The organism is Aliigemmobacter aestuarii (assembly GCF_004799285.1).
Classification (GTDB): domain Bacteria; phylum Pseudomonadota; class Alphaproteobacteria; order Rhodobacterales; family Rhodobacteraceae; genus Aliigemmobacter; species Aliigemmobacter aestuarii.
Genome location: NZ_SSND01000004.1, coordinates 340674 through 364359 on the forward strand (window position 1 = coordinate 340674; position 23686 = coordinate 364359).

General features: G+C 65.0%; 18 protein-coding genes, 1 tRNA gene, 1 other RNA gene and 1 pseudogene. 10 read left to right on the forward strand and 11 right to left on the reverse strand.

Translation table 11 applies throughout. The features are described from left to right. Positions 1–21: 21 nt before the first annotated feature. The 8 genes and pseudogenes from E7811_RS15215 to ssrA form a co-directional block, all read right to left on the reverse strand. Complete coding sequence (locus E7811_RS15215; RefSeq protein ID WP_136395503.1) at positions 22–252, reverse strand: N-(5'-phosphoribosyl)anthranilate isomerase; 231 nt, start codon at positions 250–252, stop codon at positions 22–24. A gap of 48 nt (positions 253–300) precedes the next feature. After that, positions 301–480: a DUF4169 family protein gene (locus E7811_RS15220; RefSeq protein WP_136395504.1), complete on the reverse strand. Its 180-nt coding sequence runs from the start codon at positions 478–480 to the stop codon at positions 301–303. A 15-nt stretch (positions 481–495) separates the two neighbouring features. After that, the gene (fumC, locus tag E7811_RS15225) at positions 496–1890 is read right to left on the reverse strand and encodes a class II fumarate hydratase (protein WP_136395505.1); all 1395 of its coding nucleotides are present in this window, start codon (positions 1888–1890) and stop codon (positions 496–498) included. Positions 1891–1993: 103 nt separating this feature from the next. After that, positions 1994–2467, reverse strand: coding sequence for an SspB family protein (locus tag E7811_RS15230; protein WP_136395506.1), 474 nt, complete (start codon positions 2465–2467; stop codon positions 1994–1996). A 95-nt stretch (positions 2468–2562) separates the two neighbouring features. Then, on the reverse strand, positions 2563–3843 hold the full coding sequence (chrA, locus tag E7811_RS15235) for a chromate efflux transporter (protein WP_394345627.1): 1281 nt from the start codon (positions 3841–3843) through the stop codon (positions 2563–2565). 3 nt (positions 3844–3846) lie between these two features. Then, positions 3847–4080, reverse strand: a pseudogene (locus tag E7811_RS18400) (chromate resistance protein ChrB domain-containing protein); the annotation flags it as partial. Positions 4081–4386: 306 nt separating this feature from the next. Beyond that, positions 4387–5046: a DUF1194 domain-containing protein gene (locus E7811_RS15245; RefSeq protein WP_136395508.1), complete on the reverse strand. Its 660-nt coding sequence runs from the start codon at positions 5044–5046 to the stop codon at positions 4387–4389. A gap of 62 nt (positions 5047–5108) precedes the next feature. Next, positions 5109–5464: a transfer-messenger RNA gene (ssrA, locus tag E7811_RS15250) on the reverse strand. A 120-nt stretch (positions 5465–5584) separates the two neighbouring features. Here ssrA and E7811_RS15255 point away from each other — a divergent pair. Continuing rightward, positions 5585–6676, forward strand: coding sequence for an alcohol dehydrogenase family protein (locus tag E7811_RS15255; RefSeq protein WP_246020477.1), 1092 nt, complete (start codon positions 5585–5587; stop codon positions 6674–6676). Positions 6677–6790: 114 nt separating this feature from the next. On the opposite strand, the gene E7811_RS15260 is transcribed toward E7811_RS15255, so the two are convergent. After that, complete coding sequence (locus tag E7811_RS15260) at positions 6791–7837, reverse strand: extracellular solute-binding protein (RefSeq protein WP_136395509.1); 1047 nt, start codon at positions 7835–7837, stop codon at positions 6791–6793. 259 nt (positions 7838–8096) lie between these two features. Between E7811_RS15260 and E7811_RS15265 the strand changes: the two genes are divergently transcribed. From E7811_RS15265 to E7811_RS15305, 9 genes are all read left to right on the forward strand, one after another. After that, positions 8097–9356, forward strand: a complete 1260-nt coding sequence (locus tag E7811_RS15265) for an aminotransferase class V-fold PLP-dependent enzyme (protein WP_136395510.1) — start codon at positions 8097–8099, stop codon at positions 9354–9356. Positions 9357–9454: 98 nt separating this feature from the next. After that, positions 9455–10963, forward strand: coding sequence for a cryptochrome/photolyase family protein (locus E7811_RS15270; protein ID WP_281277065.1), 1509 nt, complete (start codon positions 9455–9457; stop codon positions 10961–10963). A gap of 68 nt (positions 10964–11031) precedes the next feature. Beyond that, positions 11032–12243: an SAM-dependent methyltransferase gene (locus tag E7811_RS15275; protein WP_136395512.1), complete on the forward strand. Its 1212-nt coding sequence runs from the start codon at positions 11032–11034 to the stop codon at positions 12241–12243. Between the two features lie 30 nt (positions 12244–12273). Continuing rightward, positions 12274–12714, forward strand: a complete 441-nt coding sequence (locus E7811_RS15280) for a TrgA family protein (RefSeq protein WP_136395513.1) — start codon at positions 12274–12276, stop codon at positions 12712–12714. Positions 12715–12717: 3 nt separating this feature from the next. Next, the gene (locus tag E7811_RS15285) at positions 12718–13842 is read left to right on the forward strand and encodes an NUDIX domain-containing protein (RefSeq protein ID WP_136395514.1); all 1125 of its coding nucleotides are present in this window, start codon (positions 12718–12720) and stop codon (positions 13840–13842) included. A 108-nt stretch (positions 13843–13950) separates the two neighbouring features. Further along, a complete protein-coding gene (locus E7811_RS15290) occupies positions 13951–14985 on the forward strand; it encodes a cysteine synthase A (RefSeq protein ID WP_136395515.1) in 1035 nt (344 codons plus the stop codon). Between the two features lie 62 nt (positions 14986–15047). Then, positions 15048–17705, forward strand: coding sequence for a DUF3772 domain-containing protein (locus tag E7811_RS15295; RefSeq protein ID WP_136395516.1), 2658 nt, complete (start codon positions 15048–15050; stop codon positions 17703–17705). Beyond that, positions 17702–18427 (forward strand): alanyl-tRNA editing protein, encoded by a 726-nt coding sequence (locus E7811_RS15300; RefSeq protein ID WP_136395517.1) that lies wholly within the window; start codon positions 17702–17704, stop codon positions 18425–18427. The genes E7811_RS15295 and E7811_RS15300 overlap by 4 nt, the downstream gene beginning before the upstream one ends. 78 nt (positions 18428–18505) lie before the next feature. Further along, positions 18506–18595 (forward strand) — tRNA-Ser (locus E7811_RS15305). Between the two features lie 696 nt (positions 18596–19291). Here E7811_RS15305 and E7811_RS15310 read toward each other — a convergent pair. Further along, positions 19292–20107, reverse strand: a complete 816-nt coding sequence (locus tag E7811_RS15310) for an AbiU2 domain-containing protein (protein WP_136395518.1) — start codon at positions 20105–20107, stop codon at positions 19292–19294. Next, positions 20104–23595, reverse strand: coding sequence for a class I SAM-dependent DNA methyltransferase (locus tag E7811_RS15315; RefSeq protein ID WP_136395519.1), 3492 nt, complete (start codon positions 23593–23595; stop codon positions 20104–20106). The genes E7811_RS15310 and E7811_RS15315 overlap by 4 nt, the downstream gene beginning before the upstream one ends. Positions 23596–23686: the final 91 nt, after the last annotated feature.

Below are 23686 nucleotides of genomic sequence, written 5' to 3' on the forward strand. Positions count from 1 at the left end.
GATTTCTTCGAAGAAATCGGATCAACACACACGGCGGATCGGTTCCCGGTTGTAAAAGATCACGAACTGCCCCGCGTTTTCGACCACCGGAAAGCCGCGTCTGCGCATTTCGGACAAAAATGCCTCGCGCCCCACGAAGCGTTCCACATCGCGCACCTGGCGCCGGATCACGCCACCCTCGCGCGCGGCCTGCGACGAAAACAGATGCCCGATCCATCGGTCGGGGCTCAGGTATTCGGGAAAGCTGTGCATCGGGACCCTCCTTGGCGGCAGGTTGCCCCAAGGATGGTAAAGGCGCGGTTAATCCGTCTCGCGCCTGTGGCTGTCAAGCGCACGGGCCGATTTCTCGGCCCGCGCCTGTTCGAGGTCGCGTTCGGCCTTGGTGCGGCCGAACTTCGCGGCGTTCTCGTCACCCTTCGCGCGAGCGGCCTTGCGGGCCGCTTCCTTGCGTTTCTGGCGAAGGTTGACGATCTCGGCCATCGCGGTCTTTTCGCCTCAGCCTTTCGGGCCGATCATGTCTTCGGGCCGCACGATGCGGTCGAAGGTCTCGGCATCGACAAAGCCAAGCGCGATCGCCTCTTCCTTCAGGGTGGTGCCATTCTTGTGCGCGGTCTTGGCGACCTTGGTCGCATTGTCATAGCCGATCGTGGGCGCCAGCGCGGTCACCAGCATCAGCGATTCCTTCATCAGCTTGTCGATCCGCGCCGTGTTGGCCTGTGTGCCCACCACCATGTTATCGGTGAACGACCCCGCCGCATCGCCCAGAAGCTGCATGGATTGCAGCACGTTGTAGGACATCATCGGGTTGTAGACGTTCAGTTCGAAATGGCCCTGGCTGCCGGCAAAGCCGACCGCCGCGTCGTTGCCCATGACATGGGCGCAGACCATGGTCAGCGCCTCGGCCTGCGTGGGGTTCACCTTGCCCGGCATGATCGAGCTGCCCGGTTCGTTTTCCGGCAGGATCAACTCGCCCAGGCCCGACCGCGGACCAGAGCCCAGCAGGCGCAGGTCATTGGCGATCTTGAACAGGCTTGCCGCAACCGTTTTCAGCGCGCCCGAGAACATGACCATCGCGTCATGGGCGGCCAGCGCCTCGAACTTGTTGGGCGCGGTGACGAAGGGCAGGCCGGTGATATTGGCGATTTCAGCGGCCACGCGGGTATCCCAGCCGACGCGGGTATTGAGCCCGGTGCCCACGGCGGTGCCGCCCTGCGCCAGTTCGTAGATATGCGGCAGGCACATCTTCACGCGCTCGATCCCGCGTTCCACCTGCTTGGCATAGCCCGAGAATTCCTGTCCCAGCGTCAGGGGGGTGGCGTCCTGCGTGTGGGTGCGACCGATCTTGATGATGTCCTTGAATTCCTCGGACTTCGCCACCAGCGCGCCATGCAGCTTTTCCAGCCCCGGCAACAGCACGTCGCGCGCCATCATGCCGATGGCCACATGCATGGCGGTGGGGAAGGTGTCGTTCGAAGACTGGCCCATGTTCACATGGTCATTCGGATGGACGGGCTTTTTCGAGCCCATCACGCCGCCCAGCATCTCGATCGCGCGGTTCGAGATCACCTCGTTTGCGTTCATGTTCGACTGCGTGCCCGACCCGGTCTGCCAGACGACCAGGGGGAAGTTGTCGTCGAACCGGCCGTCGATCACTTCCTGTGCGGCGGCGGCGATGGCGTCGGCCAGTTCGGGCGCCATGTCGCCCTGCGCCTTGTTGACCAGCGCGCAAGCCTTCTTGATCACGCCAAGGGCGCGGATGATCGCCACGGGCTGACGTTCCCAGCCGATCGGGAAGTTGATGATCGAGCGCTGCGTCTGCGCGCCCCAGTACTTGTCGGCGGGAACTTCCAGCGGGCCAAAGCTGTCGGTTTCGGTGCGGGTCGCGGTCATAGCGGGCCTCCATGATGCATCACGCGCCGTCTTTAGGGCGGCGGGCGTGCGAAATCAATTGGCATACCGTGGTATACGATGCCGCGGGGGCGGATTTTTCCGACTATTTGCGGAACTTGTCGAGGCTGACGACCTCGGCCTGGTGCGGACGGTCGTCGGGCGCGTCGCCGTCGCCATCGGGATCGTCATCATCGCCGTCGTCGTCGTCCATGTCCTCGTCGTCATCATGCGTTTCGAAGCGCAGGCCGAATTCGACCGAAGGATCGACAAAGGTGCGCACCGAATCGAAGGGGATCACCAGAGGTTCGGGCGAGTTGCCGAAATTCAGCGTGACGGAAAAGCCGTCTTCCGTCACCGTCAGGTTTTCGAACCAGTGCTGGATGACGACCGTCATTTCCTGCGGATAGCGGGCCCGCAGCCAATCGGCAATGGCGACATCGGGATGAGTCGTGTCGAAGGTGATGAAGAAGTGATGCGCGCCGGGCAGGCCGTTATCGGCCACATCCTGAAGAACGGACCGGATCAGACCACGCATGGCGTGATGCATCAGCGTGCCATAATCGATCGAACGCGCCATCGGCCCCCCATGCTTCTTTGTCGCAAGCATAGGGGATTCGGACCGGAAAGGAAGAGGCGGGATTGCCTAATCTGAAGGCGGAACCTGCCCCGCGGCTAGAGCCCCACGGCCGCCAGTCCGACCGAAACCGCCGCCGCCGCGACAAGCGTTGCCACCAGTCCGAGATGCAGACGCAAGAGCATGATCCCGGCCAGCACTGTCAGCAGGGCCGGAACCGGCAGCAGGCTGGCCAGGTCCGGCACCGGCACCGTGACCGGGCCGAACTCCCGGTCCGACAGGCGGGAAAACAGCACGTGCAGAGCGAACCAGACCGAAAGATTGCCGATCACCCCGACAACGGCGGCGGTGATCGCCTCCAGGGCGCCGCTCAGGCGGGGCGCGCGGGTCAGGGCCTGAACATAGGGTGCCCCGGCAAAGACCCACAGGAAACAGGGCACGAAGGTCATCCACAGTGTCACGACCGCCGCGGCCAGCCCCATCGCCACGCCGCCTGCGCCAAACCCCGCCAGATAGCCCACGAATTCCGTGACCAGGATCAACGGTCCGGGCGTGGTTTCGGCCAGACCCAACGCATCCATCATCTGCGCCGTGGTCAGCCAGCCCTTGTCCTCGACCACCGCCTGGGTCATCCAGGCCAGAACGGCATAGGCCCCGCCAAAGGTGACGACGGCCAGCTGCGAAAAGAAAAGCCCGATCTCGGCCAGAAGCCCGCCCTCAAGCCAGATCAGTCCGGCCAGCGGGATCAGCCAGAGGCCGCCCCACAACGCAACGGTCCGCGCCGTCTGTGCCGCACCTGCCGGCACAAAGCCGGCGGTCTCATCCGGCCCGTGGGGCGGTCGGCGGCTTGCCGCAAGGGCGCCGGCGAGGCCGGCCAGCGCAATCACGACGGGAAAGGGCGTGTCAAAGGCGAAAAGCGCCAGAAATGCCAGTACCGCGATTGCCATCGCCAGCCGCCCCTTCAGGGCACGTCGTGCCACTCGCAGAAGCGCCTCGATGACGATGATGACAACGGCGGTCTGGACGCCCCGGAATACGGCCTGCACCCCCGGCACGTCGCCCCATGCGGCATAGATCATCGCCAGCGCCAGGACCACCGCGGCACCGGGCAGGACGAACAGCGCCCCCGCCAGCAGGCCGCCCGGCGTGCCGCGCGCCTTCCACCCGGCATAGGTGGCCAGTTGCATCGCCTCGGGTCCCGGCAGCAACATGCAGAAGGACAGGGCGCGCAGGTATTCGGCCTCGGTCAGCCAGCGTTTTTCGTCGACCAGCACCCGGTGCATCAGCGCGATCTGCGCCGCCGGTCCGCCAAAGGACAGCAGGCCGATCTTGCCGAAGACCCGCAGAAGTTCGGGATAGAGTGGGGGCGCCTGCATCATCGTTCAGCGTCCTGCGGGCCAGTCGTGGCCCCCGTCAAAGCCATCGCGCGCCCATCGGTACAGCGCATCATAAACCGCCATTCCCGCCTCAAGCTGGGCCATGTCGTTTCTGAACTGGCGCGACAGCCCCACCGAAACCGCCAGCAGCCCCGCCGCCTGCGGCGCCAGGTCCGGCCGGTTGGTATCCGCCGCGCGCACGATCAGAGCCAGCCGGTCCAGCGCGGGATGCGCCAGCCCTGGCAGAAGGGGGGCGATCCCTTCTGGCGCGACGCGTTCCGTCGTCGGGATCACGGCGGGCATCGCGGCGAAATCGTCGGGCGGACAGATATCCAGGATGCGGGGGGCTTCCGGGGTGCCGATCAGGCGGAACAACTGGGAGGGGGCGATCTGGTTGAAATTCGGCATGGGGCATCCTGCGATAAGCCTACGGGACGCGAGTCTTGGGCCGATGCCTCACGGGGCGTTCGCAAACCCCACGTGGAACAGGTAGCGACCCGCCGCGACCGGGTCAAGCCACTGCCGGGCGGCGGCAATGGTCTTTGACTAGCCCACCGGTTTTGACAGTTCGCGGATCAGCTTTTCGCGGATCGCGCGGGGGTAATCCTCCAGCCCGCGCGCGACGATGACAAAGCCCTTGGGCGAGATGACCCATTTCCGGTAGAAGGCGGCGATCGGGGTGGTCACGCCCATGTCCTCGATCGCGATGGCGTTGATCTCGATGCCCTGCCGGATCGCCTGCGCGCGGGTCTGTCCGATGGTGAAACCCGCGTTTTCCGGACCGTCGCCGGAAATGTCGATCACGTGGCGGCGGCAGTCGGGCACCTGCGCGAACTGCGCCGTGGCAAAACCCACGGCCTCGCCCACGGCGGTATCCGATCCATCGAAGGCACGCGGCAGGCTGCGCGCGGTGGTGGCAAAGCCTGCCACATCGGCGGGCGTGCGCATCCGCCGCCACGGCACGACGAGCGATTGCAACCCCGTCCCGGACCATTGCACGACCGACAAGGCGACCTGCCCGCGCTGCAAGATCTCGGCCACTTCGGGATCCTCCAGCGCGGCGGCAAGGCCCTGCACCTGCAGGGCATATTCGCCCGCGTCGATAGAGCCTGAGACGTCGATGGCCAGCAAAAGCGCCGTCTCGCAGGCCTTGGCGTCAAGGGCCGGCAACATCAGGCACAAACCAGTCACGAGCGCGCGCATCATGACGCAAGGGTTCCGCAAAGCCGAAGCCAGCGCAAGCGGTTTGACCGGGGGGGAGGGAAGGAAATGCAGGATTCTGTTGCCAGGCTCCTGCGGGCCCCGCCTTGAGCGGCAAAGCCCAAGGACTTGAGGTTTCGGTTACCCGAGCTGCTTACGCAGCCAGAGCGACCGGAGCACGGTTGTCGTTGGCAACTGTACTTTTCGGACCGATAACGGTGGTACCTCACCGAGCGAAAGCTGGCCTCTTTAGACGTTCGTCGATCCTGTTTCGGCCCCCTCCGCCCCCAACGAGGGAGTGTTGGTGGAGCCGCCGGGTACCGCCCCCGGGTCCGATCCGCTTATTACAGGTGCGTTTATCGCCATAGTCCGGGCGAACCCGAACGACCCGAATATAGGAAGTGTCGGGGATGGGGGCAAGGGACGGTCGTATCCGGTCTGACCTTGCCTGTGGAAAAGTTCCGCGCTGCGGGATGGAGGATTTCCCGCTATGGTGCGGTGCCATCGGCTTTTCCACGACGCATGGCAGGAAAGGGGATTTCCCATGGATCAGCTGCACGGTCCTGCAGGAAAAGATGCCACGATGATGGCCGTCGTGACCACCGGCACCGGCGGTTACGACCGGCTGGACTACCGGCCCGTTCCGGTGCCTGCGCCAGGGGAGGGCGAGGTGCTGCTGGCGGTGCTGGCTGCGGGGGTCAACAACACGGACATCAACACGCGGCTGGGGTGGTATTCCGAATCCGTCAGGCAGGCCACGGACAGCACCCCCGAGGATGCCTTGTGCGCGGACGGCGGGTGGAACGAGGCCACGCCGTTCCCGCTGATCCAGGGGACGGACTGTTGCGGGCGGGTGGTTGCCGTGGGGCCGGGCGTCGATCCGGGCCGTATCGGCACCAGGGTTCTGGTGCGCCCCTGCATGCGCGTGGTGGGTTGCGACCGCATGGAGACGCGCTGGCTCGGGTCCGATCTTGACGGGGCCTTCGCGCAATACGTGAAGGTTCCTGCATCAGAGGTCTTTGCCGTGGATTGCGACTGGACCGATGCCGAACTGGCCACGATTCCCTGCGCCTATGGCACGGCGGAAAACATGATCCAGCGCGCCGGCGTGACGCGCGGCGACCGCGTTCTGGTGCCCGGTGCGTCAGGGGGCGTGGGGTCTGCCCTTGTCCAGCTTCTGACGCGCCGCGGGGCAGAGGTGATCGCCGTCACAAGCGATGCAAAGCGCGTGGCCATCCGGGACCTTGGCGCAGCCTCCGTGCTGGACCGGCAGGACGATCCGCTTGCCGTTCTCGGGCCGGAAAGCGTGGATGTCGTCATCGACAACGTGGCCGGGGCGGGGTTCGGCCAGATGTTGAAGACGCTCAGGCGCGGGGGGCGTCTGGCCACCTCGGGGGCGATTGCGGGCCCGGTCGTCGAACTGGATCTCCGCACCCTGTATCTGAAGGACATAACCCTGATCGGCTGCACGGCATGGGATGCGCCGGTCTTTCCCGACCTCATCTCTTGCATCGAAAGGGCCGAGATCCGCCCCCTGCTGGCCGCGACCTTCCCGCTTGACCGGATCGCCGACGCGCAGCGCCTTTTCCTGACCAGGCAGCATATCGGAAAGATCGTTCTGGTTCCGCCAGGCTGATGGCGCGCCGCAGTCACGGGGGCACGCGCCGCGCTGCGGGGGGCGTGACCGCCTGTCGAAAGGAAAAGGCCCGGTCGATCGACCGGGCCTTCGTGTCTTGCGAAACGGCGTGGATCAGAAGCCAGCCTTGATCTTCTCGAACTCTTCCAGCATGCGGTCGCGCATCGCCTGGTCGATCGGCGTCTGTGCCAGAAGCGTCGTCTCGATCGGGTTCACGTCGGCCGCGACGAGTTCCTCGGCGCTGATTTCGGCCATCGCGGCGTCGTTCGAATGGGCATAGCCGAAGTTGTCCAGAAGACCCTTGGCCGAGCCGTGATCCAGCCAGGCGTTGATGAAGTCATAGGCCTTGTCTTCGTTGCCGGGCGCGTCCTTGACATTGACATAGCCGCAGAACCAGGACGAGGCGCCTTCGGTCGCCTGACGCTGGAAGCCGACGGGGAAGCCTTCCTCGCGCATCAGCGCGATGGAATCGTTCCACGACCATGCGACCAGAACTTCGCCCGAAGCCATCAGCTGGGCCAGTTCCGACGGGTCGGCCCAATAAGCGCGGACGTTTTCATGCGCGGTGCGCAGCCATGTGGCGGCAGCGGTGAACTGTTCGTCGGTGACGTTGGTCCAGTCGGTCACGCCGGTGGCCAGCAACGCCAGAGACCACACGTCATCGGTGTTGTCGGGCAGCGAGATGCGGCCGGCGTATTTCGGGTTGTGGAACACCTGCAGCGAGGCGATGTCCTCGGCCGGAACCTCGTTCGTGTTGTAGGCCACGGCGGTGTAGGCGTAGTCGGTCGGGATGTACCAGACGCCGCTGTCGTCCTTGAAGATCGACGAATTCAGGAAGCGCGGGGCGATTTCACCGAAGTTCGGGATGCGGCTGACATCCCAGGGCTCGATCAGGCCGGCATCGCGGTATTTCGACACCATCTGCGAGCAGGGGTGGACGACGTCGGCCTTGAAGCCCGAGGCGACTTTCTGGAAGGCCTCGTCATCGTCGCCGAAGAAGGCGTAGGTGGGCATCTGCCCGTGCTTGGCGACGTAGGACTCGACCAGGGACTGTTCCTCGAATCCGGCCCAGTCAAAGACGATCAGGTCGGGGTCTGCCGCATAGGCCGGCAGGGCCAGTGCCAGCAGGGCGCTGGCCATCAGGTGCTTGCGAATAGTCATGTTACCTCTCTGCGGTCGTTGTGGCATGCCGGGTCGCGTCTGGGGCGCGTGCCGACGACAGGGGAAAGCTAGTGCAGCCACTTGCCCCCCTCAAGTCATTTCCGCATGAGGGCGGCAAATTTGATCAAATTTGGCCAGTCAGGGCGCTTGCGCCCGCGCAAACGCCGGTTAGGATCGGCCCGGATGGCAGGCAGGGTGCCGCTTTTTCCGGCGAATCCCCCCTTTGCCCCGATCAGGCCCCGTCGCACAGGAAACCAAGATGCCCCACGCCCCGATCGCCGCCCCGAAGCTGGACCTTGCCTTCGTGCGCGCCCAGTTCCCGGCCTTTGAAAGCCCGGCCCATCAGGGGCAGGCCTTCTTCGAGAATGCGGGTGGGTCCTACCCCTGCCGTCAGGTGGTGGATCGCCTGACGCGCTTTTACCTGCATCGCAAGGTCCAGCCCTATGCGCCCTATGACGTGTCCGAGGTGGCGGGGGCCGAGATGGACGAGGCCCGCGCGCGACTGGCCGCGCTGATGGGCGTTGCGGTGGACGAGGTGTCCTTCGGGCCGTCAACCAGCCAGAACACCTATGTGCTGGCCAACGCCCTGCGCCAGCACCTGCGCGGGCAGAAGGGCCGTGCGGTGGTGGTCACCGATCAGGACCACGAGGCCAATTCCGGCGCCTGGCGGCGGCTGGCAGACGAAGGCATCGAGGTGCGGGAATGGAAGATCGACCCGCAGACCGGGCATCTTGACCCGGCCCGCCTTGCGCCGCTTCTGGAGGATGGCAAGGTCGCGCTGGTGGCCTTTCCGCATTGTTCCAACGTCGTGGCCGAGATCAACCCGGTGGTCGAGATCTGCGCGATGGCGCGGGCGGCGGGGGCCTGGACCTGCGTCGACGGGGTCAGCTATGCGCCGCACGGTTTCCCCGACATCCCCGCGCTTGGCTGCGACATCTATCTGTTTTCCGCCTACAAGACCTATGGCCCGCATCAGGGGATCATGGTGATCCGCCGCCCCCTGGGCGAGGCGCTGCCCAATCAGGGGCACTATTTCAACGGCGGCACCCTTTACAAGCGCTTCACCCCCGCCGGGCCGGATCACGCGCAGGTTGCCGCCAGCGCGGGCATGGCCGACTATATCGATGCGCTTTTCGTGCAGCATCACGGCGTGACCCATGCAACGCCTCTGGAACGGAACAACGCGGTTCATGCGCTGATGCGCGGGCAAGAGGTGAGGCTGTTGCAGCCGCTGCTGGATTACCTGGCCGGACGGAACGACCTGCGTCTTCTGGGGCCGCGCGACGCAGGCGCGCGGGCGCCTACTGTCGCCGTGGCGCTGGACCGCCCGGCCGAACCTGTCGCCGCCGCGCTGGCCGGGCGGGGCATCATGGCAGGGGGCGGGGATTTCTATGCCGTCCGGCCGCTCAAGGCGATGGGGGTTGACCTTGATCGCGGCGTGCTGCGGATGAGCTTTGTCCATTACACCAGCGAGGCCGAGGTGAAGAAACTGATCGGGGCGCTGGACCGGGTTCTGTAGGGCCGTCCCCGCCCGGCCCATCAAGGGCGGGACGTGACGTTGGGTAAAGTGATCCGCCCCGGTCAACCGGGCGTATTCGTTGAAAAAGACGGACGGTGATGACTGACGCCCCCCTGATCCTGTGGTTCCGCCGTGACCTGCGGCTGGCCGATCATCCGATGCTGACGGCCGCCGTTGCGACCGGCAGGTCGCTCATTCCCGTCTTCATCCTCGATCCGGAAACCGAAGCCACCGGTGCTGCCGCACGCTGGCGGCTCGGCTTGTCCGTGGACGATTTTGCGCAGCGGATCGCAGGCCTCGGCAGCCGCCTTGTCCTGCGGCGCGGTCCGGCGGGAGATGTGCTTGACAGGCTGATCGCCGAAACCGGGGCGGCGGGCGTGATGTGGTCGCGTCTTTACGATCCGGCATCACGGGCGCGCGACGGCGCGGTAAAGGCCGCGCTGAAGGCGCGTGGGCTGATCGCGGAAAGCCATCCGGGCCATGTCCTGTTCGAACCCTGGACGGTGGAAACCGGGCAGGGCGGGTTCTACCGGGTCTACACGCCCTTCTGGAAGGCGGTGAAGGATCGCGCCGCCGGCGCGGCACTGCCCCCGCCGGCGGCGCTGCGCCCGCCAACGGCCTGGCCCGCGTCGGACCGGTTGCAGGACTGGCACCTTGGCCGCGACATGCATCGCGGTGCGGCGGTGGTTGCCCAGCATCAGGCCGTGGGCGAGGTCGCGGCGCGCGCGCGGCTTGACCGGTTCCTGGCGCAATCCGTTGGCGACTATCGCGAGGCGCGCGATTTCCCCGCCCGCGAGGCGACCTCGCGGCTTTCGGAAAACCTGACCTATGGCGAAATCAGCCCCCGGCTGATCTGGCATGCGGGCATGCGCGCGCATCACGAGGGCGCGGCAGGGGCCGAACATTTCCTCAAGGAACTGGTCTGGCGCGATTTTGCCTGGCACCTGATGTATCACACGCCCCATATCGCGACAGCGAACTGGCGCGAGGACTGGTCGCGGTTTCCGTGGCGCGACGACAACCCCGATGCCGAACGCTGGCGGCGGGGCATGACAGGCGAACCCTTTGTCGATGCGGCCCTGCGCGAGATGTATGTGACCGGCACGATGCACAACCGCGCCCGGATGATCGTCGCCAGCTACCTGACAAAGCACCTGCTGACGCACTGGAAGGTGGGGCTGGACTGGTTTGCCCAATGCCTGACCGACTGGGACCCGGCCTCGAACGCGATGGGATGGCAGTGGGTTGCCGGTTCCGGCCCGGATGCCGCGCCATACTTCCGCATCTTCAACCCCGCCTCGCAGGCCGAGAAGTTCGATCCCGACGGACAATACCGGCGCCGCTATATCGCCGAGATGTCGCGCACCCCCGGACCCGAGGCGCTGGCCTATTTCGACGCCGTGCCGATATCCTGGGGGCTGGACCCCGCCGCGCGTTATCCGCGGCCCGTGGTCGATCTGGCGCAGGGGCGGGCGCGGGCGCTTGCGGCCTATGCCCGGCGCGATGGCGTGGATACGGCCGGAGGGAAAATGACCGGCGGGGAAGTGACCGGCGGGGATACAATCGGCGGGGCCGGGCACCGGAAGCCCGGACACCGAAAGGCTTGAGTGCGCGCGAAGGTTGGGGAAAGATGAACGCAATAAACAAAATACATTCACCGGGGGGTGAGACAGCAATGGAAGTCCTGACCACGCCGAAGGGTCAGACCAACCTGCCACGATATTTCGGGCAGGTCTTCTCGGTCGCCCGCAAGCTGAAGGAGGGGCGGATGGATTTCGTCCTGCCCGATGGCCGGCGGTTCCGCATCGAAGGCCAGCGGCCCGGCCCGGTGGCCGAACTGGACGTGCATGATCCCGACATCTTCGCCCGGCTGATCCGCGAAGGCGATCTGGGGTTCTGCGATGCCTATCTGGAAGGCGGCTGGTCCACGCCCGACCTTCAGGCCTTCATGGATCTGGTCCATGCCGACAATGACGATGTCTATGACGGCTATCCCGGCATGGGGCTGGTCCGCGCCTATGAACGGATGCGGTTCTGGCTGCAATCGAACACCCGCCGCGGATCGAAGAAGAACATCGCCTATCACTATGACCTCGGGAACGATTTCTACCGGCTCTGGCTGGATGACAGCATGACCTATTCCTCGGCGCTGTTCGTCACCGGGCAGGAAAGCCTGGAGGCCGCGCAAGAGGCGAAATATGCCTCGATGGTCGATCGGATGGGGGTGCAGCCGGGCGATCATGTGCTTGAGATCGGCTGCGGCTGGGGCGGGTTCGCGGAATATGCGGCCGGAAAGCGGGGGCTGCGCGTCACCGGGCTCACGATCAGCCGCGCCCAGCATGACTATGCCGTGGACCGCATCGCGCGTGCGGGCCTTTCCGACCTGGTCGAGATCCGGTTGCAGGACTACCGCGACGAACGCGGCAGTTATGACGGGATCGCCTCGATCGAGATGTTCGAGGCCGTGGGCGAAAAATACTGGCCCACCTATTTCGACACGCTCAAGGCCTGCCTGAAGCCCGGTCGGCATGCCACGCTCCAGATCATCACGGTGGCCGACAAGCGCTTTGAGGCCTACCGAAAGACGGTCGATTTCATTCAGAAATACATCTTTCCGGGCGGGATGCTGCCTAGCCCCGGCGCGCTCCTGCGCGAGGTGGACCGGGCGGGGCTTCTGTTCCGCGACAGTCTGGAATTCGGCGAAAGCTACAGCCTGACGCTGCGCCGCTGGCACGAGGTGTTCAACGCCCGCTGGCCCGAGATCGCCCGGCTGGGGTTCGATGAAAGGTTCCGGCGGATGTGGAATTTCTACCTGACCTCTTGCGCGGGGGCGTTCCACGGCGGAAACTGCGACGTAACGCAAATCACCGTGACAAGGCCCGCCTGACAGGGCCAGCAGCCCGAGGCCGAGCCATCCATGCCCACTGCCGCGAAACTCGTCTCTGCCGTAATGTTCGCTGCCATCGCATGGCTGGCGGCCGAGGCGCTGAAGCCGGGCCTGCCCGAAGGCATGAGCCCCGGCTTCCTGTCCGAGGTCATGGTCGGGATCGGCCTGCTTAGCGGCTGGCTGGTGATGGGGCGGCTGGTCGGTTCCGGCTACGGCCCGGCGATCAGTTCGGGGGTTCAGACCGCTGCCACCTTCACCTTCTTCGGGGTGCTGGGATTTGCCTTCTACGAGATGATCCTGCGCTCGACCAAGCTGCGTTACGACGGCCCGTTCGAGGCCATTCAGGGCATGATGGAACTGATGTGGGAATATGCAGGCCTTCTGGTGCGGATGGAGGTGCTGGTGATCCTTGTCGTCGGATCGGTCATTGCAGGGGTCGTGGCCGAATGGGTCGGGCGGCGTTGGCCATAGACGATGACCGACCTGTTCTTCTATGGCACGCTGTGCCACGCACCGCTTCTGCGCCTTGTGCTGGGCCGCGAGGTGCAGACCGAACCCGCGCGCCTGCCCGGATACCGGGTGCTGTTCGAGGCGTCCGGGGCCTATCCGCTGATCGTGCCGGATGACGCCGGGGTGGCCGACGGGCTGCTTCTGCGCGGGGCCAGCGCGGAGGATCTGGCGCGGCTTGATTTCTACGAGGGCGCCTTTGGCTATGAAACCCGAAACGTGCCGGTTCTCACCGGCGCAGGGCCGGGAACCGCACTGACCTACTTCCTGCCGATTTCCGGGTTTCGGACGGCGGGCGCCTGGTCATTGGACGATTGGGCGCGGGACTGGGGCGCGGTCGTGGTGGCGACGGCGGCGGACCTGATGGACCAGATGGGCCAGCGTCCGGCGGCCGAGGTGGCGGCGCGCTACTGGCAGATGCTGGTCAGGGGCGCCAGCCGCCTGCGCGCGACCGAACCCGCGCCCGCCACGCTGCGCCGCCGGGGACAACCCGACGATGCGCTGGTCGAACGGCGGCGCACGCCTTACGCACATTACTTCGCAGTCGAGGAATACGACCTGCGGGTGCGGCGGTTCGATGGTGGCCATGGCCCGCTCATGAACCGGGCGGCCTTCGTGTCGGGCGACGCCGTCACCGTCCTGCCCTATGATCCGGTGCGCGACCGGGTGCTTTTGGTCGAACAGTTCCGTGCCGGGCCGTTTGCGCGCGGCGATGCCGAAGTCTGGCAGATCGAGGCGATCGCGGGCCGGGTCGATCCGGACGAAACCCCGGAACAGGCGGCGCGCCGCGAGGCCGTGGAAGAGGCGGGGCTGACGCTTGGGGCGCTTCTGCCGGTGGCGAACTACTACCCTTCGCCGGGGGCCAAGACCGAATTCCTTTACTCGTATGTGGCCCTGACAGACCTTCCCGACGGCTGCGCAGGGATCTTCGGCCTTGCCGACGAGGCCGAGGATATCCGCGGCCACCTGCTCGACTTTACGGGGATGATGGCGCTTGTGGCCTCGGGCGAGATCGCGAATGCCCCGCTGATCCTGACGGCGCTCTGGCTGGAACGGGAACGCCCCCGTCTGCGGGCCGCGGCAGGGGCGTGAATCGGGGGTCACAACCCCGCCAGATGGCCCCGGCGCGGGTCGGCGGTGCTTGAGTTCCGGGCGCGCGCCCCCTACACCTGTGGGACGCGACGAAGAAGGACACCGCCCATGCGCATCTGCAACGATCTGGCCCAGGCGATCGGCAATACGCCTCTCATCAAGCTGAAGAAGGCCAGCGAGATGACGGGCTGCACGATCCTTGGCAAGGCCGAGTTTATGAACCCCGGCCAGTCGGTCAAGGACCGGGCGGCGCTTTTCATCATCCGGGATGCCGTGGCGCGGGGGCTGCTGAAGCCCGGTGGGACGATCGTCGAGGGCACGGCCGGCAACACCGGCATCGGGTTGGCGCTGGTGGGCGCCTCGATGGGGTTCCGCACCGTGATCGTGATCCCTGAAACCCAGAGCCAGGAAAAGAAGGACATGCTTCGCCTGGCCGGGGCGGAACTGGTGCAGGTGCCCGCCGCGCCCTACCGCAACCCGAACAATTACGTCCGCTATTCCGGGCGTCTGGCCGAGGAACTGGCCAGGACCGAACCCAATGGCGCGATCTGGGCCAACCAGTTCGACAACGTCGCCAACCGCCAGGCACATATCGAGACGACCGGCCCGGAAATCTGGGACCAGACCGGCGGCAAGGTCGACGGCTTCATCTGCGCGGTGGGGTCGGGCGGCACTCTGGCGGGGGTGGCGATGGCGCTTCAGCCGAAGGGCGTGAAGATCGGCCTCGCAGATCCCGAGGGCGCGGCGCTCCATTCCTTCTACACCACGGGCAAGCTTGAATCGCCCGGATCATCGATCACTGAAGGGATCGGGCAGGGGCGGATCACCGCCAACCTCGAAGGTTTCACCCCCGATTTCAGCTGGCGCATTTCCGATGCCGAGGCGCTGCCCATCGTCTTTGACCTTCTGGCCGACGAAGGTTTGTGCCTTGGCGGGTCTTCCGGCGTGAACGTGGCGGGCGCGATCCGCATGGCGCAGGAAATGGGGCCGGGCCACACCATCGTGACCATTCTCTGCGACTACGGCACGCGGTATCAGTCGAAACTTTTCAACCCCTTGTTCCTGAAGGAAAAGGGCCTGCCGGTTCCGGCCTGGCTCGACCGTGCGCCGCAGGTTCTGCCCGAGGTCTACCAGGACGCATGATGGCTGTCCTGACGGCGATATCCCGGCTTTGGTCCCGGCGAACCCCCGCCTTTCCGGCGGCCTTGGGGGTAGCGCTTCTGCTGCTGGCGGGGACGCCCGCGCTGCCACAGGATACCGGCGACGCTGGAGAGGCCGCGCGCACCGAGACGGCGCCGCCCGCCCCGACGGCGGCCGAAACCGCGCCCGCCAAGCCCAAAAAGTCGATCTCGATCACCCCCAGCGACCAGTCCAACACACCGGACTATCCGGCCTGGGAGAGGCTGGCGGAACGGGCGGAAGACCTTCTTTCGGATCGCGGCGCGGACCCCGAGGCGCTGACCGAACTGCGCAGCCAGCTTGTCGACTGGCGCGCGGCCTTCCTCGTCGCGCAAAGTACCAATTCGGCCCGGATCCAGACCCTGCGTTCGCAGATCGACGCGCTTGGGCCGCTGCCCGCCGATGGCGAAAGCGAGCCGATCGACATCGCCGAACGCCGCAAGAAGCTGACCGATCAGCTTGTGCGGCTTCAGGCCCCCGGCATCGAGGCGGAAGAGGCCTATACGCGCGCCGACGGTCTGATCAAGGAAATTGACCGCATCCAGCGCGAACAGCAGGCCGACCAGTTGTTGCAACTCTGGCCCTCGCCGGCCAACCCGGCGAACTGGCCCGAGGCGCTGTCCGCCGCCCGCACGGTGATTGCAAAATACTGGGACGAAACGCGCGTCCGCTGGCAGTTGAAGGGCCCGCGCGAGGAGTTGGTGAACAACCTGCCGTTGGTGCTGATCCTGCTGACGATCGGGGTCGCGCTGATGTGGCGCGGGCGGCACTGGATCGAGACACGGGTCGATCGCTGGCAGGAACGGGCATCGGTCAAGGGGCGCGAGATCTGGGCGCTTCTGGCCTCGCTCGGGCAGATCATCGTGCCGACGGTCGGCGTTCTGCTTCTGTCGATGGCCTTCAGTTCGACCGGGATGATCGGCGAGAGTGGCCTTTTGTTCCTGTCGATCCTGCCGTTCCTCGGCTTCATCATCTTCTTTTCGCGCTGGTTGGGTCTGCGGGTCTTTCCGCGGACCGAAGCCGAACGCGGCATCCTGCGGCTGACGGAAGCCGGACGCAACGAAGGCCGTTTCCTGAGCCTGCTGAGCGGGGCCGTGTTCGTGGCCGCGGGCATGCTGGAAACCGTGATTTCCGGTGTCGAGATCAGCGAAGCCGCGCGGGCGGTGGCAAGTATGCCGATCCTCTTGGCCGGCGCCGTCCTTCTGTTCCGCTTCGGCAAGCTCTTGCGCCGGCACGTCCTGAACGACACCGCGCCGGACGAACCCACGAATTTCCGCAACAAACTGGTCGGTTTCGTCGGCCGGGCGGCGGTCATCATCGGCATCGTCGGGCCGCTGCTGACGCTGATCGGCTATGTCTCGGCGGCCGAGGCGATGATCCTGCCCGCGCTCATTTCGCTGGCCTTCATCGGGGTGCTGTTCATCCTGCAAAGGCTGCTGGTTGACCTTTACACGTTGTTCGCCGGCGACGAGGAGGCCGCGCGCCAGGCGCTGGTGCCGACGCTGGCCAGCTTTGTGCTGACCATCGCCACGATCCCGGTCTTCGCTCTGATCTGGGGCGCACGATGGGCGGACCTGACCGAACTCTGGACGCGGTTCCGCGAGGGGTTCCAGATGGGCTCCACCCGGATCTCGCCCACCGATTTCCTGTACTTCGCCGTCATCTTCGCCATTGGCTACATGCTGACGCGGGTGTTCCAGGGGGCGCTCAAGACCTCGATCCTGCCCAAGACGCGGATGGATCAGGGCGGGCAGAACGCGGTTTCCTCCGGGGTGGGCTATATCGGGATCTTCCTGTCGGCCCTCGTCGCGATCAATGCCGCCGGGATCGACCTTTCGGGCCTTGCCATCGTCGCCGGTGCGCTTTCGGTCGGCATCGGCTTTGGCCTTCAGAACATCGTGTCGAACTTCGTGTCGGGCATCATTCTTCTGATCGAACGGCCGGTGTCCGAAGGCGACTGGATCGAGGTGGGCGGCGTCCAGGGGGTGGTGAAATCCATCTCGGTCCGGTCGACCCGGATCCAAACCTTCGACCGTTCGGACGTGATCGTGCCCAATGCCGACCTTGTGTCGGGCCAGGTTACCAACATGACCCGGTTCAACCTGACCGGACGGCTGATCCTTGCCATCGGTGTGGATTACGGGTCCGACACCCGCAAGGTCGAGGCGGTGCTGCGCAAGGTGGCCGAGGCGCATCCCCTTGTCGTGCTGGACCCGCCGCCGATGGTGGCCTTCGTGGGATTTGGGGCCGATGCGCTGAACTTCGAGATCCGCGCAATCCTGCGCGACGTGAACTTCACAATGTCCGTGCGCAGCGAAATGAACCACGAGATCGCGCGGCTGTTCAAGGAGGAAGGTATCGAGATGCCCTTCTCGCAGCGCGATGTGTGGTTCCGCAATCCCGAGGCCATCGCCGAGGCCTTCAGCCATCTGCAGGCGACCACGAAAGGCGCGCCGGGGCAGGGCAAGGGGGCAGGGCAGGCCGCAGGGGGGCCGTCCGCCTCATCCGGGCCGCAGGACAAGGCGGAACCCGAGGCCCGGCCGCCGGCGGCCCCCCCCGTCGCCGATCCGACCAAGATCGTCTTTGATCCGAAACCGCTTCCCAAGGCCTTGCAGGACCGCGAGGACGGATCGGGCGAGCCCTGGAGCCGCGAGGACGACACGGACGACGGAGACAGCCGATGACCGCCACAGACCTGCTTTTCCGGGAAGATCCCTACCTGCGCGAGGCAGAGGCGCGGGTGATCGCCCACACGCCCGAGGGCGGCATCGTGCTGGACCGTTCGGTGTTCTACCCGATGGGGGGCGGGCAGCCCGGCGACAGCGGCGTGCTGCACTGGAACGGCGGGCGGATCGCCATCGCGACGACGGTCAAGGCCGAGGCGGGGCAGGTGGCGCTGGTGCCCGCCGAGCCTGCCGCGATGCCCGCGATCGGCGCCGGGGTGCGTCAGGTGCTGGACTGGGACAGGCGCCATCGCCACATGCGGGTCCACACCGCGCTGCACCTTCTGTCGGTCGTCATCCCGCTTCCGGTCACCGGCGGGCAGATCGGCGCCGAACGCGGCCGGCTCGATTTCGACATGCCCGACCCGCCCGACGATCCTGTCCTTCTTGCAGAGAGGCTCAACGCGCTCATCGAGCGTGACCTGCCGGTGACCGAGGACTGGATCACCGACGCCGATCTGCTGGCCAATCCGGGGCTGGTCAAGACGATGTCGGTCCGGCCGCCAACGGGGCAGGGCCGTGTCCGGCTGGTCCGGATCGGCGAAGGCCCGCGCCAGATCGACCTGCAGCCCTGCGGCGGGACGCATGTGGCCCGCACCGCCGAGATCGGCCAGGTCGAGATCGCCCGGATCGAAAAGAAGGGCCGCCAGAACCGCCGCGTGGTGATCCAGCTTTCCGACTGAACCGGCAAGGGAAATCCCGCGCCCGCCGCATTCCGCCCCTTGCGCCCGCCCGACAAGGCAGGCTAAACACCCGCGGACGGACAGTTGGCCGAGTGGTCGAAGGCGCACGCCTGGAAAGTGTGTAGGCGGGGAACCGTCTCGAGGGTTCGAATCCCTCACTGTCCGCCAAAATCCATTGATGTTATTGGATAATTTGGATTGACTGCTGTGCGGGCACTAAATGGGCACTAGACTGTCCGGTGCTTTGCGGATCGCCTCCTGCCCGGGAAGCGGACCGCCTCAATCACGATACTGTGACAGGTTGACGCATCCGGCTTCGGTGGCTTTAGCGGCTGGCCCTGTGTCCCCGTCCGCATCCACGTCCAGCGCGCGTGCGCCTGTCTGCGTCTGCCGTCCATGTCCAGCGCGGCGGACCTGACAAACCCCGGACGCCTGTCCGCGTCCGGCGCGGGATTTGTCTGGACATGATCCCCCGGCAGGGGGGCGCGTCTCTGGACCTGCGATGCTGCCAGACCGGGAAGGAACCCGGACGAATATACCGCAGCCGCGTCCCGGACGTGCCGCCCCGTGCCGGTGGACCCGGACGCGCCTCGGACGTGGACCCGCCGTCCACGGCCGCACGTCCGGCGCGGACGTCCTGTCCGCGTCCAGCGTGGCGGACGCCGGTCCGCGTCCACGTCCGCCCCGGACCGACCGCGACCCCACCCCCCGGCCTGCCCCGGCGCGGGCGAGGTTTTTCTTTACCCCACGGGCGCACAAAGCGGCGATTTTCTGAACTTTTCTCGCCACGTCGTTGGGTGGTCTTAGCGCCTCAAGGGTCGAAATCCGAGAAAGCCACCACGGTTCGTGGTTGTATCATGGCTTTTATCGCTTCATGAACTTCGTGCCGGTGCTTGGTATTGAGAACGTGCAATTATCCCACAATTCTGCCGTGCAGTTTTTCCAGTTCTTGTCTAACATCTGAAAAGCAAAATCAGATTCATTCACTGAGCGATGAAGGCAGACTATGATGCGAGCGCCAATTGAAAGCAGTTTGTTCTCATCTCCATATCGCAACTTGGGTAATCCCAATTCAGACGCTTCTTTGGAAATACTAGACAGGTTGTGGGCGATCCGTTGATGCCGAAAGCGTGTAACGGACTCATAGGTTCCTGATCTTTCAACGCACTGTGTGGCACGCAGGGCACTTCGAAGCTCTCTCTTGGCGACAGCAACAGCTTGCTTTGCTATCTCTACCCGCTCAATTTTCCACCTTTCCGAGAGTAACGCATTAAGTTCGGTGGGGATTGGAAATCGTGTAGTTGTGTTTGGTTGTGCAAGAGTGGAATGGTATTTAAAAATCTCAGTCAGGAGAAGCTTTTGAACGTCTGGATGGTCCAGCAGGCTTTTGACGGTTGGAACGCTGTTTCGATCTTTCGCTGGGCTATCCCAAATGGCCATTGTTCTAATAATCGCATACTTGTGTAGCGAATTTTGAAGTTGATTGAATGCGTTTGCCGCATAAGACTTTGGGATAAGGTTACTTAATGTTTTCGAGTAAATGATGTGCTTGTTGGTCCATTTTACCGCAATAAGCTCATCGAGCTGACCTATCAGCGCTTTCACTTTTTCCCGAGCCAAGCCTAACCGTTGTTCGCTTGTAAGGTTGTTTACCCACGCATCACTTTTCTTCTTTTTCATATCGCGAACCGGCCTTCCTTCATCACTCGGGCTTGGCCCAAGGCTGTAAGGCTTTCCAGAAGGGGTTGGACGGAACCGGCGCGGGCGCGTTGGAATTGGCGGGCGACCTGTTCGGGGGTGGCTTCGCCCAGATCGGACAGGGCGGCGCGGACGGCGGCGATCTGTTCGGGCAGGGTCTTGGGCCACGGGGCTTTCTCGGCCTTGTCCTTGGGGCCAATGTCCATCGCGGTCTGTTCGCCTTTGGCGGCGACGGCGCGCCCTGCCGGGTTCTGGTATTCGGGGCGCAGCCAGCGGACCAGCCCGCGCGCTTCCTCGGCCGCGCGCTCGCGGTTCAGGTCCACCAGACGGTGCAGGATTTCGTCGTCGGACAGGTCGGCAGGCCAGCCGTAGGCTTCGGCCACCGCCCTGTCGATCTGGTCGTGCAGGTCGCGCAGGATGCCGATCAAGCCTTGGTCATAAGTTTCGCGGTCCTTCCCTTCGATCCGTTCGCCCGCGCGCAGTTTTTCCAGCACGTTATACATGGCGGTCAGGGTCAGTTTCGGATGCGCGGCTTGCTGCGCCTTGCGGTGTGCATCAAGCTGTTCGCCCAAGGAGCGCAGACGGGCTTTCTGATCCTCGGTCGGATCGGGGAAGGGGAAGGGGTCGATGCAAAGCGTCTTGTTATAGCGCGGCCTATCTTCAAGCGTTCCACCTGCCTTGAGCGCCCAAGTGACATGGAAGCGCGACGACAGCACCGCCAGCGCTGCCGCATCATCAAGACCCATGGCGATCAGCATATTATCGGGCAAAACGGATTCATCCAGAAACTGAAAAACCCGATGCTTCGTGGTTTCGACCGTGGCGATGTAGCGGGGCAGACCTTCCAGTGCGGGGCGCAAATCCTTGCGCGGCTCACCGTGTATCCACCAATTCCGTTTGTAGGTGTCGCGGTTGTTCTGGTCACGCTCGGGCTTCACCTTGTCCAGAACATGCTGATACACCGCCGGAAAGCGGTTGCGCACCTCGGCCTCGGTCAGCCCGAACAGATCAATCACCATCACATCGCGGGATGTCGCCGTCAGGTCGCGGCCATTGCGATAGGCGCGGATGTGTTTTTCCAGCCCTGGCACGATGCCAAGGCCCAAGGCCGCAGCCTCTGCCGGGGTAACGATGAAGCCCGCGCCATGCAGCTTCACCCCCGGTGAGCAAATCCCCTCATTCGCCCGCAGGGCCACTGCGCCCGCCACATCCGCCCCGATCCGCAGATCAGCGAAAATCCGGCCCTTTTCCATGGTGAAGGTCACGGGGCGCCCCTCATCCTCGCTTTCGCCCTTGCGTTCCTCGGCAATGGTCAACAGTCGGCCGTTGTCCTTGCCTGCCTTGGCCACGGTCATGGCGATGCGCACCGCCGCGCCATCGCCCGCATCCACCCAAGGGTGATCGGGAATGGCAAAGACCAGCGACAGCGGTGTTTTCGGGTCTGACAGGTGGGGTTCCAGAACCTTGCGGTTGAAGGTCTGCCGCAGGGAATTGGTGGTGATGAAGCCAAAGCGCCGCGCCCCCTTGGCGCGGGCCTTGTCGGACGCGGGCTTGTAGCCCCGCGCGGCCAGCGCCGCCTTTTCCCACCAGAACATCACGAAATCCGCACTTTGCGGCATTTTCGGGTAAGCGGCCCAAAGCGCCTCGGCATAGCCATCGCCAAGGGCGTCGCGCATCCGGCTGGCCCCGATGAAGGGCGGATTGCCGATGATGAAATCGGCCTCGGGCCATTTGGCCGGGACGGGCTTGACGTAATCCAGCACCGCCACCCGCGCCGCAGGGTCAGGCACAGCCTCGCCCGTGACGGGGTGCCGGGTGGTGGTGATGCCATCCCACCGGGTGACAGGCGCGCCGGACGCGTCCAGCCGGGCGCGCGTGTCCTGATAGGTCAGCACCGCGTCGCGGTTTTCGATATTGCGGAAATCGCGCAGCACCGGTTCGGCGGGGGATGCCTTGCCGTGTGTGCGGAAATGCCATTGCAGGTAGCCGATCCACAGCACCAGTTCGGCCACGGCAGCGGCCCAGGGATTCAGTTCCAGCCCGAGGAATTGGTGAGGGTCCACCGTGTGCCCGGCGAGGGCAAGGGCGGTCTGTTCCTCACCCAGATCGTGCAGAAGGGCGGTCACTTCGCCCTCTAGCCGTTTCATCAGTTCAAGGGCGACATAGAGGAAGTTGCCCGATCCGCAGGCCGGGTCCAGCACGCGGATTTCGCACAGGTGGGTGTGGAAGGCGCGGACGGTTTCGCGGGCCTCGTCCAGACGGCCCTGATTGGCAAGGGTCAGGGCGGCGGCCTGCACATCGCGCCAGTCGGCCCGCAGCGGTTCCATGATGGTGGGCACGACAAGCCGTTCGACATAGGCGCGCGGCGTGTAATGCGCGCCCAGCTTGTGCCGCTGGCGCTTGTCCAGCGCGCGTTCCAGCAGCGTGCCGAAAATGGCCGGTTCCACTTCGCGCCAGTCGTGTTCTGCGGCTTGGATCAGAAGCGAAAGCTGGATTTCCGACAGCGGCAGAGCCGTTGCATCCTTGAACAGCCCACCGTTGAACCGCATCAGGTCGCACATCAGGGCGGGAGAGAACCCGCCCGTGTTCATCGTTGTCCAGAGGCTTTGAAGGGCAGGGGCCGCGTGTTCGGGGTGGCCACGCAGCTTTCTCAGCAGGTCGGTGAAGGCGCCTGCCGGGATCAACCGGACGTCCTCGGCAAACATCGTGAACAGGGCGCGCATCAGAAAGCGCGCGACGTCCTCGGATTTGTGGCCCTGACCTTCAAAGGACTTCCCGAGTTCGGCCAGATGCCCGGCAACCCGGCGCGTGACCTGTGCGCTGATCCGCGAAGGGTCCAGACTGTGCGGATCGTTCCAGATCGCAACCAGACGCGTCCGGACAGACTCATGCCGCAGATCATCCAGCGTGATCCGGTAGCGGTTCCCGTCCGGGAATTGGGTGTAGCCCTGCCCTTGCCCGGAGAAGTCGGCAAAGACTTCGATCACATGGCCGACGTCCACGACCAGCAGGAACGGCGGCCAGCCATCTTCGCGTGCCACGGCACGGGCGTAGCCGTCCGCCTGATTGCGGGCGCGCAGCATCGTGTCGTCCCAGCGGCGACTGCCCCGGACGCCGTGTCCTTGGCGCTGGACGCCGGGTTCGGTGGCGAGAAGCGACAGTTGGCCGGGGTCCGCCGCCGCAGACCGCCCCGTGCCTTGCTTGGCCTCCATCACGAAGCGGTGGCGGCGGTAAAGGTCGATGAACCCGTGCGTCTGCGCAGCGGTGTGAATGAACTTCACCGGGCGCTCGAACCTGTAATCGTCGTTCTGCCCGTCCTCGGATGCAGGTTTGGGGGCCTCGACCCCTAGCAGGCGTGTCAACTCGATTGCGAACTGCTGGAAGTTGGCGCGCTCGCTGCCGCCTGATGCCTTCCAGCGCGAGATGAATTCCGAAACCGTGTCCACGAACCGCCCTTGAACTTGCCGCATCCCATTGATGCCCTTCAAAATCCGTTCGCGCAATCGGTGAGTGAGCGTTATAGTGTAACACTCATGTCTGTTTTGTCAGCCATAAGGTGTC

What these genes read in the sequence shown, in the direction of transcription:
- E7811_RS15275 (WP_136395512.1), top strand. Translation starts at nt 11,032, where the DNA reads ATGGAAGTCCTGACCACGCCGAAGGGTCAGACCAACCTGCCACGATAT.
- chrA (WP_394345627.1), bottom strand. Translation starts at nt 3,843, where the DNA reads ATGATGCAGGCGCCCCCACTCTATCCCGAACTTCTGCGGGTCTTCGGC.
- E7811_RS15215 (WP_136395503.1), bottom strand. Translation starts at nt 252, where the DNA reads ATGCACAGCTTTCCCGAATACCTGAGCCCCGACCGATGGATCGGGCAT.
- fumC (WP_136395505.1), bottom strand. Translation starts at nt 1,890, where the DNA reads ATGACCGCGACCCGCACCGAAACCGACAGCTTTGGCCCGCTGGAAGTT.
- E7811_RS15280 (WP_136395513.1), top strand. Translation starts at nt 12,274, where the DNA reads ATGCCCACTGCCGCGAAACTCGTCTCTGCCGTAATGTTCGCTGCCATC.
- E7811_RS15290 (WP_136395515.1), top strand. Translation starts at nt 13,951, where the DNA reads ATGCGCATCTGCAACGATCTGGCCCAGGCGATCGGCAATACGCCTCTC.
- E7811_RS15245 (WP_136395508.1), bottom strand. Translation starts at nt 5,046, where the DNA reads ATGATGCGCGCGCTCGTGACTGGTTTGTGCCTGATGTTGCCGGCCCTT.
- E7811_RS15270 (WP_281277065.1), top strand. Translation starts at nt 9,455, where the DNA reads ATGACTGACGCCCCCCTGATCCTGTGGTTCCGCCGTGACCTGCGGCTG.
- E7811_RS15255 (WP_246020477.1), top strand. Translation starts at nt 5,585, where the DNA reads ATGGATCAGCTGCACGGTCCTGCAGGAAAAGATGCCACGATGATGGCC.
- E7811_RS15310 (WP_136395518.1), bottom strand. Translation starts at nt 20,107, where the DNA reads ATGAAAAAGAAGAAAAGTGATGCGTGGGTAAACAACCTTACAAGCGAA.
- E7811_RS15285 (WP_136395514.1), top strand. Translation starts at nt 12,718, where the DNA reads ATGACCGACCTGTTCTTCTATGGCACGCTGTGCCACGCACCGCTTCTG.
- E7811_RS15260 (WP_136395509.1), bottom strand. Translation starts at nt 7,837, where the DNA reads ATGACTATTCGCAAGCACCTGATGGCCAGCGCCCTGCTGGCACTGGCC.
- E7811_RS15230 (WP_136395506.1), bottom strand. Translation starts at nt 2,467, where the DNA reads ATGGCGCGTTCGATCGATTATGGCACGCTGATGCATCACGCCATGCGT.
- E7811_RS15300 (WP_136395517.1), top strand. Translation starts at nt 17,702, where the DNA reads ATGACCGCCACAGACCTGCTTTTCCGGGAAGATCCCTACCTGCGCGAG.
- E7811_RS15315 (WP_136395519.1), bottom strand. Translation starts at nt 23,595, where the DNA reads ATGCGGCAAGTTCAAGGGCGGTTCGTGGACACGGTTTCGGAATTCATC.
- E7811_RS15265 (WP_136395510.1), top strand. Translation starts at nt 8,097, where the DNA reads ATGCCCCACGCCCCGATCGCCGCCCCGAAGCTGGACCTTGCCTTCGTG.
- E7811_RS15220 (WP_136395504.1), bottom strand. Translation starts at nt 480, where the DNA reads ATGGCCGAGATCGTCAACCTTCGCCAGAAACGCAAGGAAGCGGCCCGC.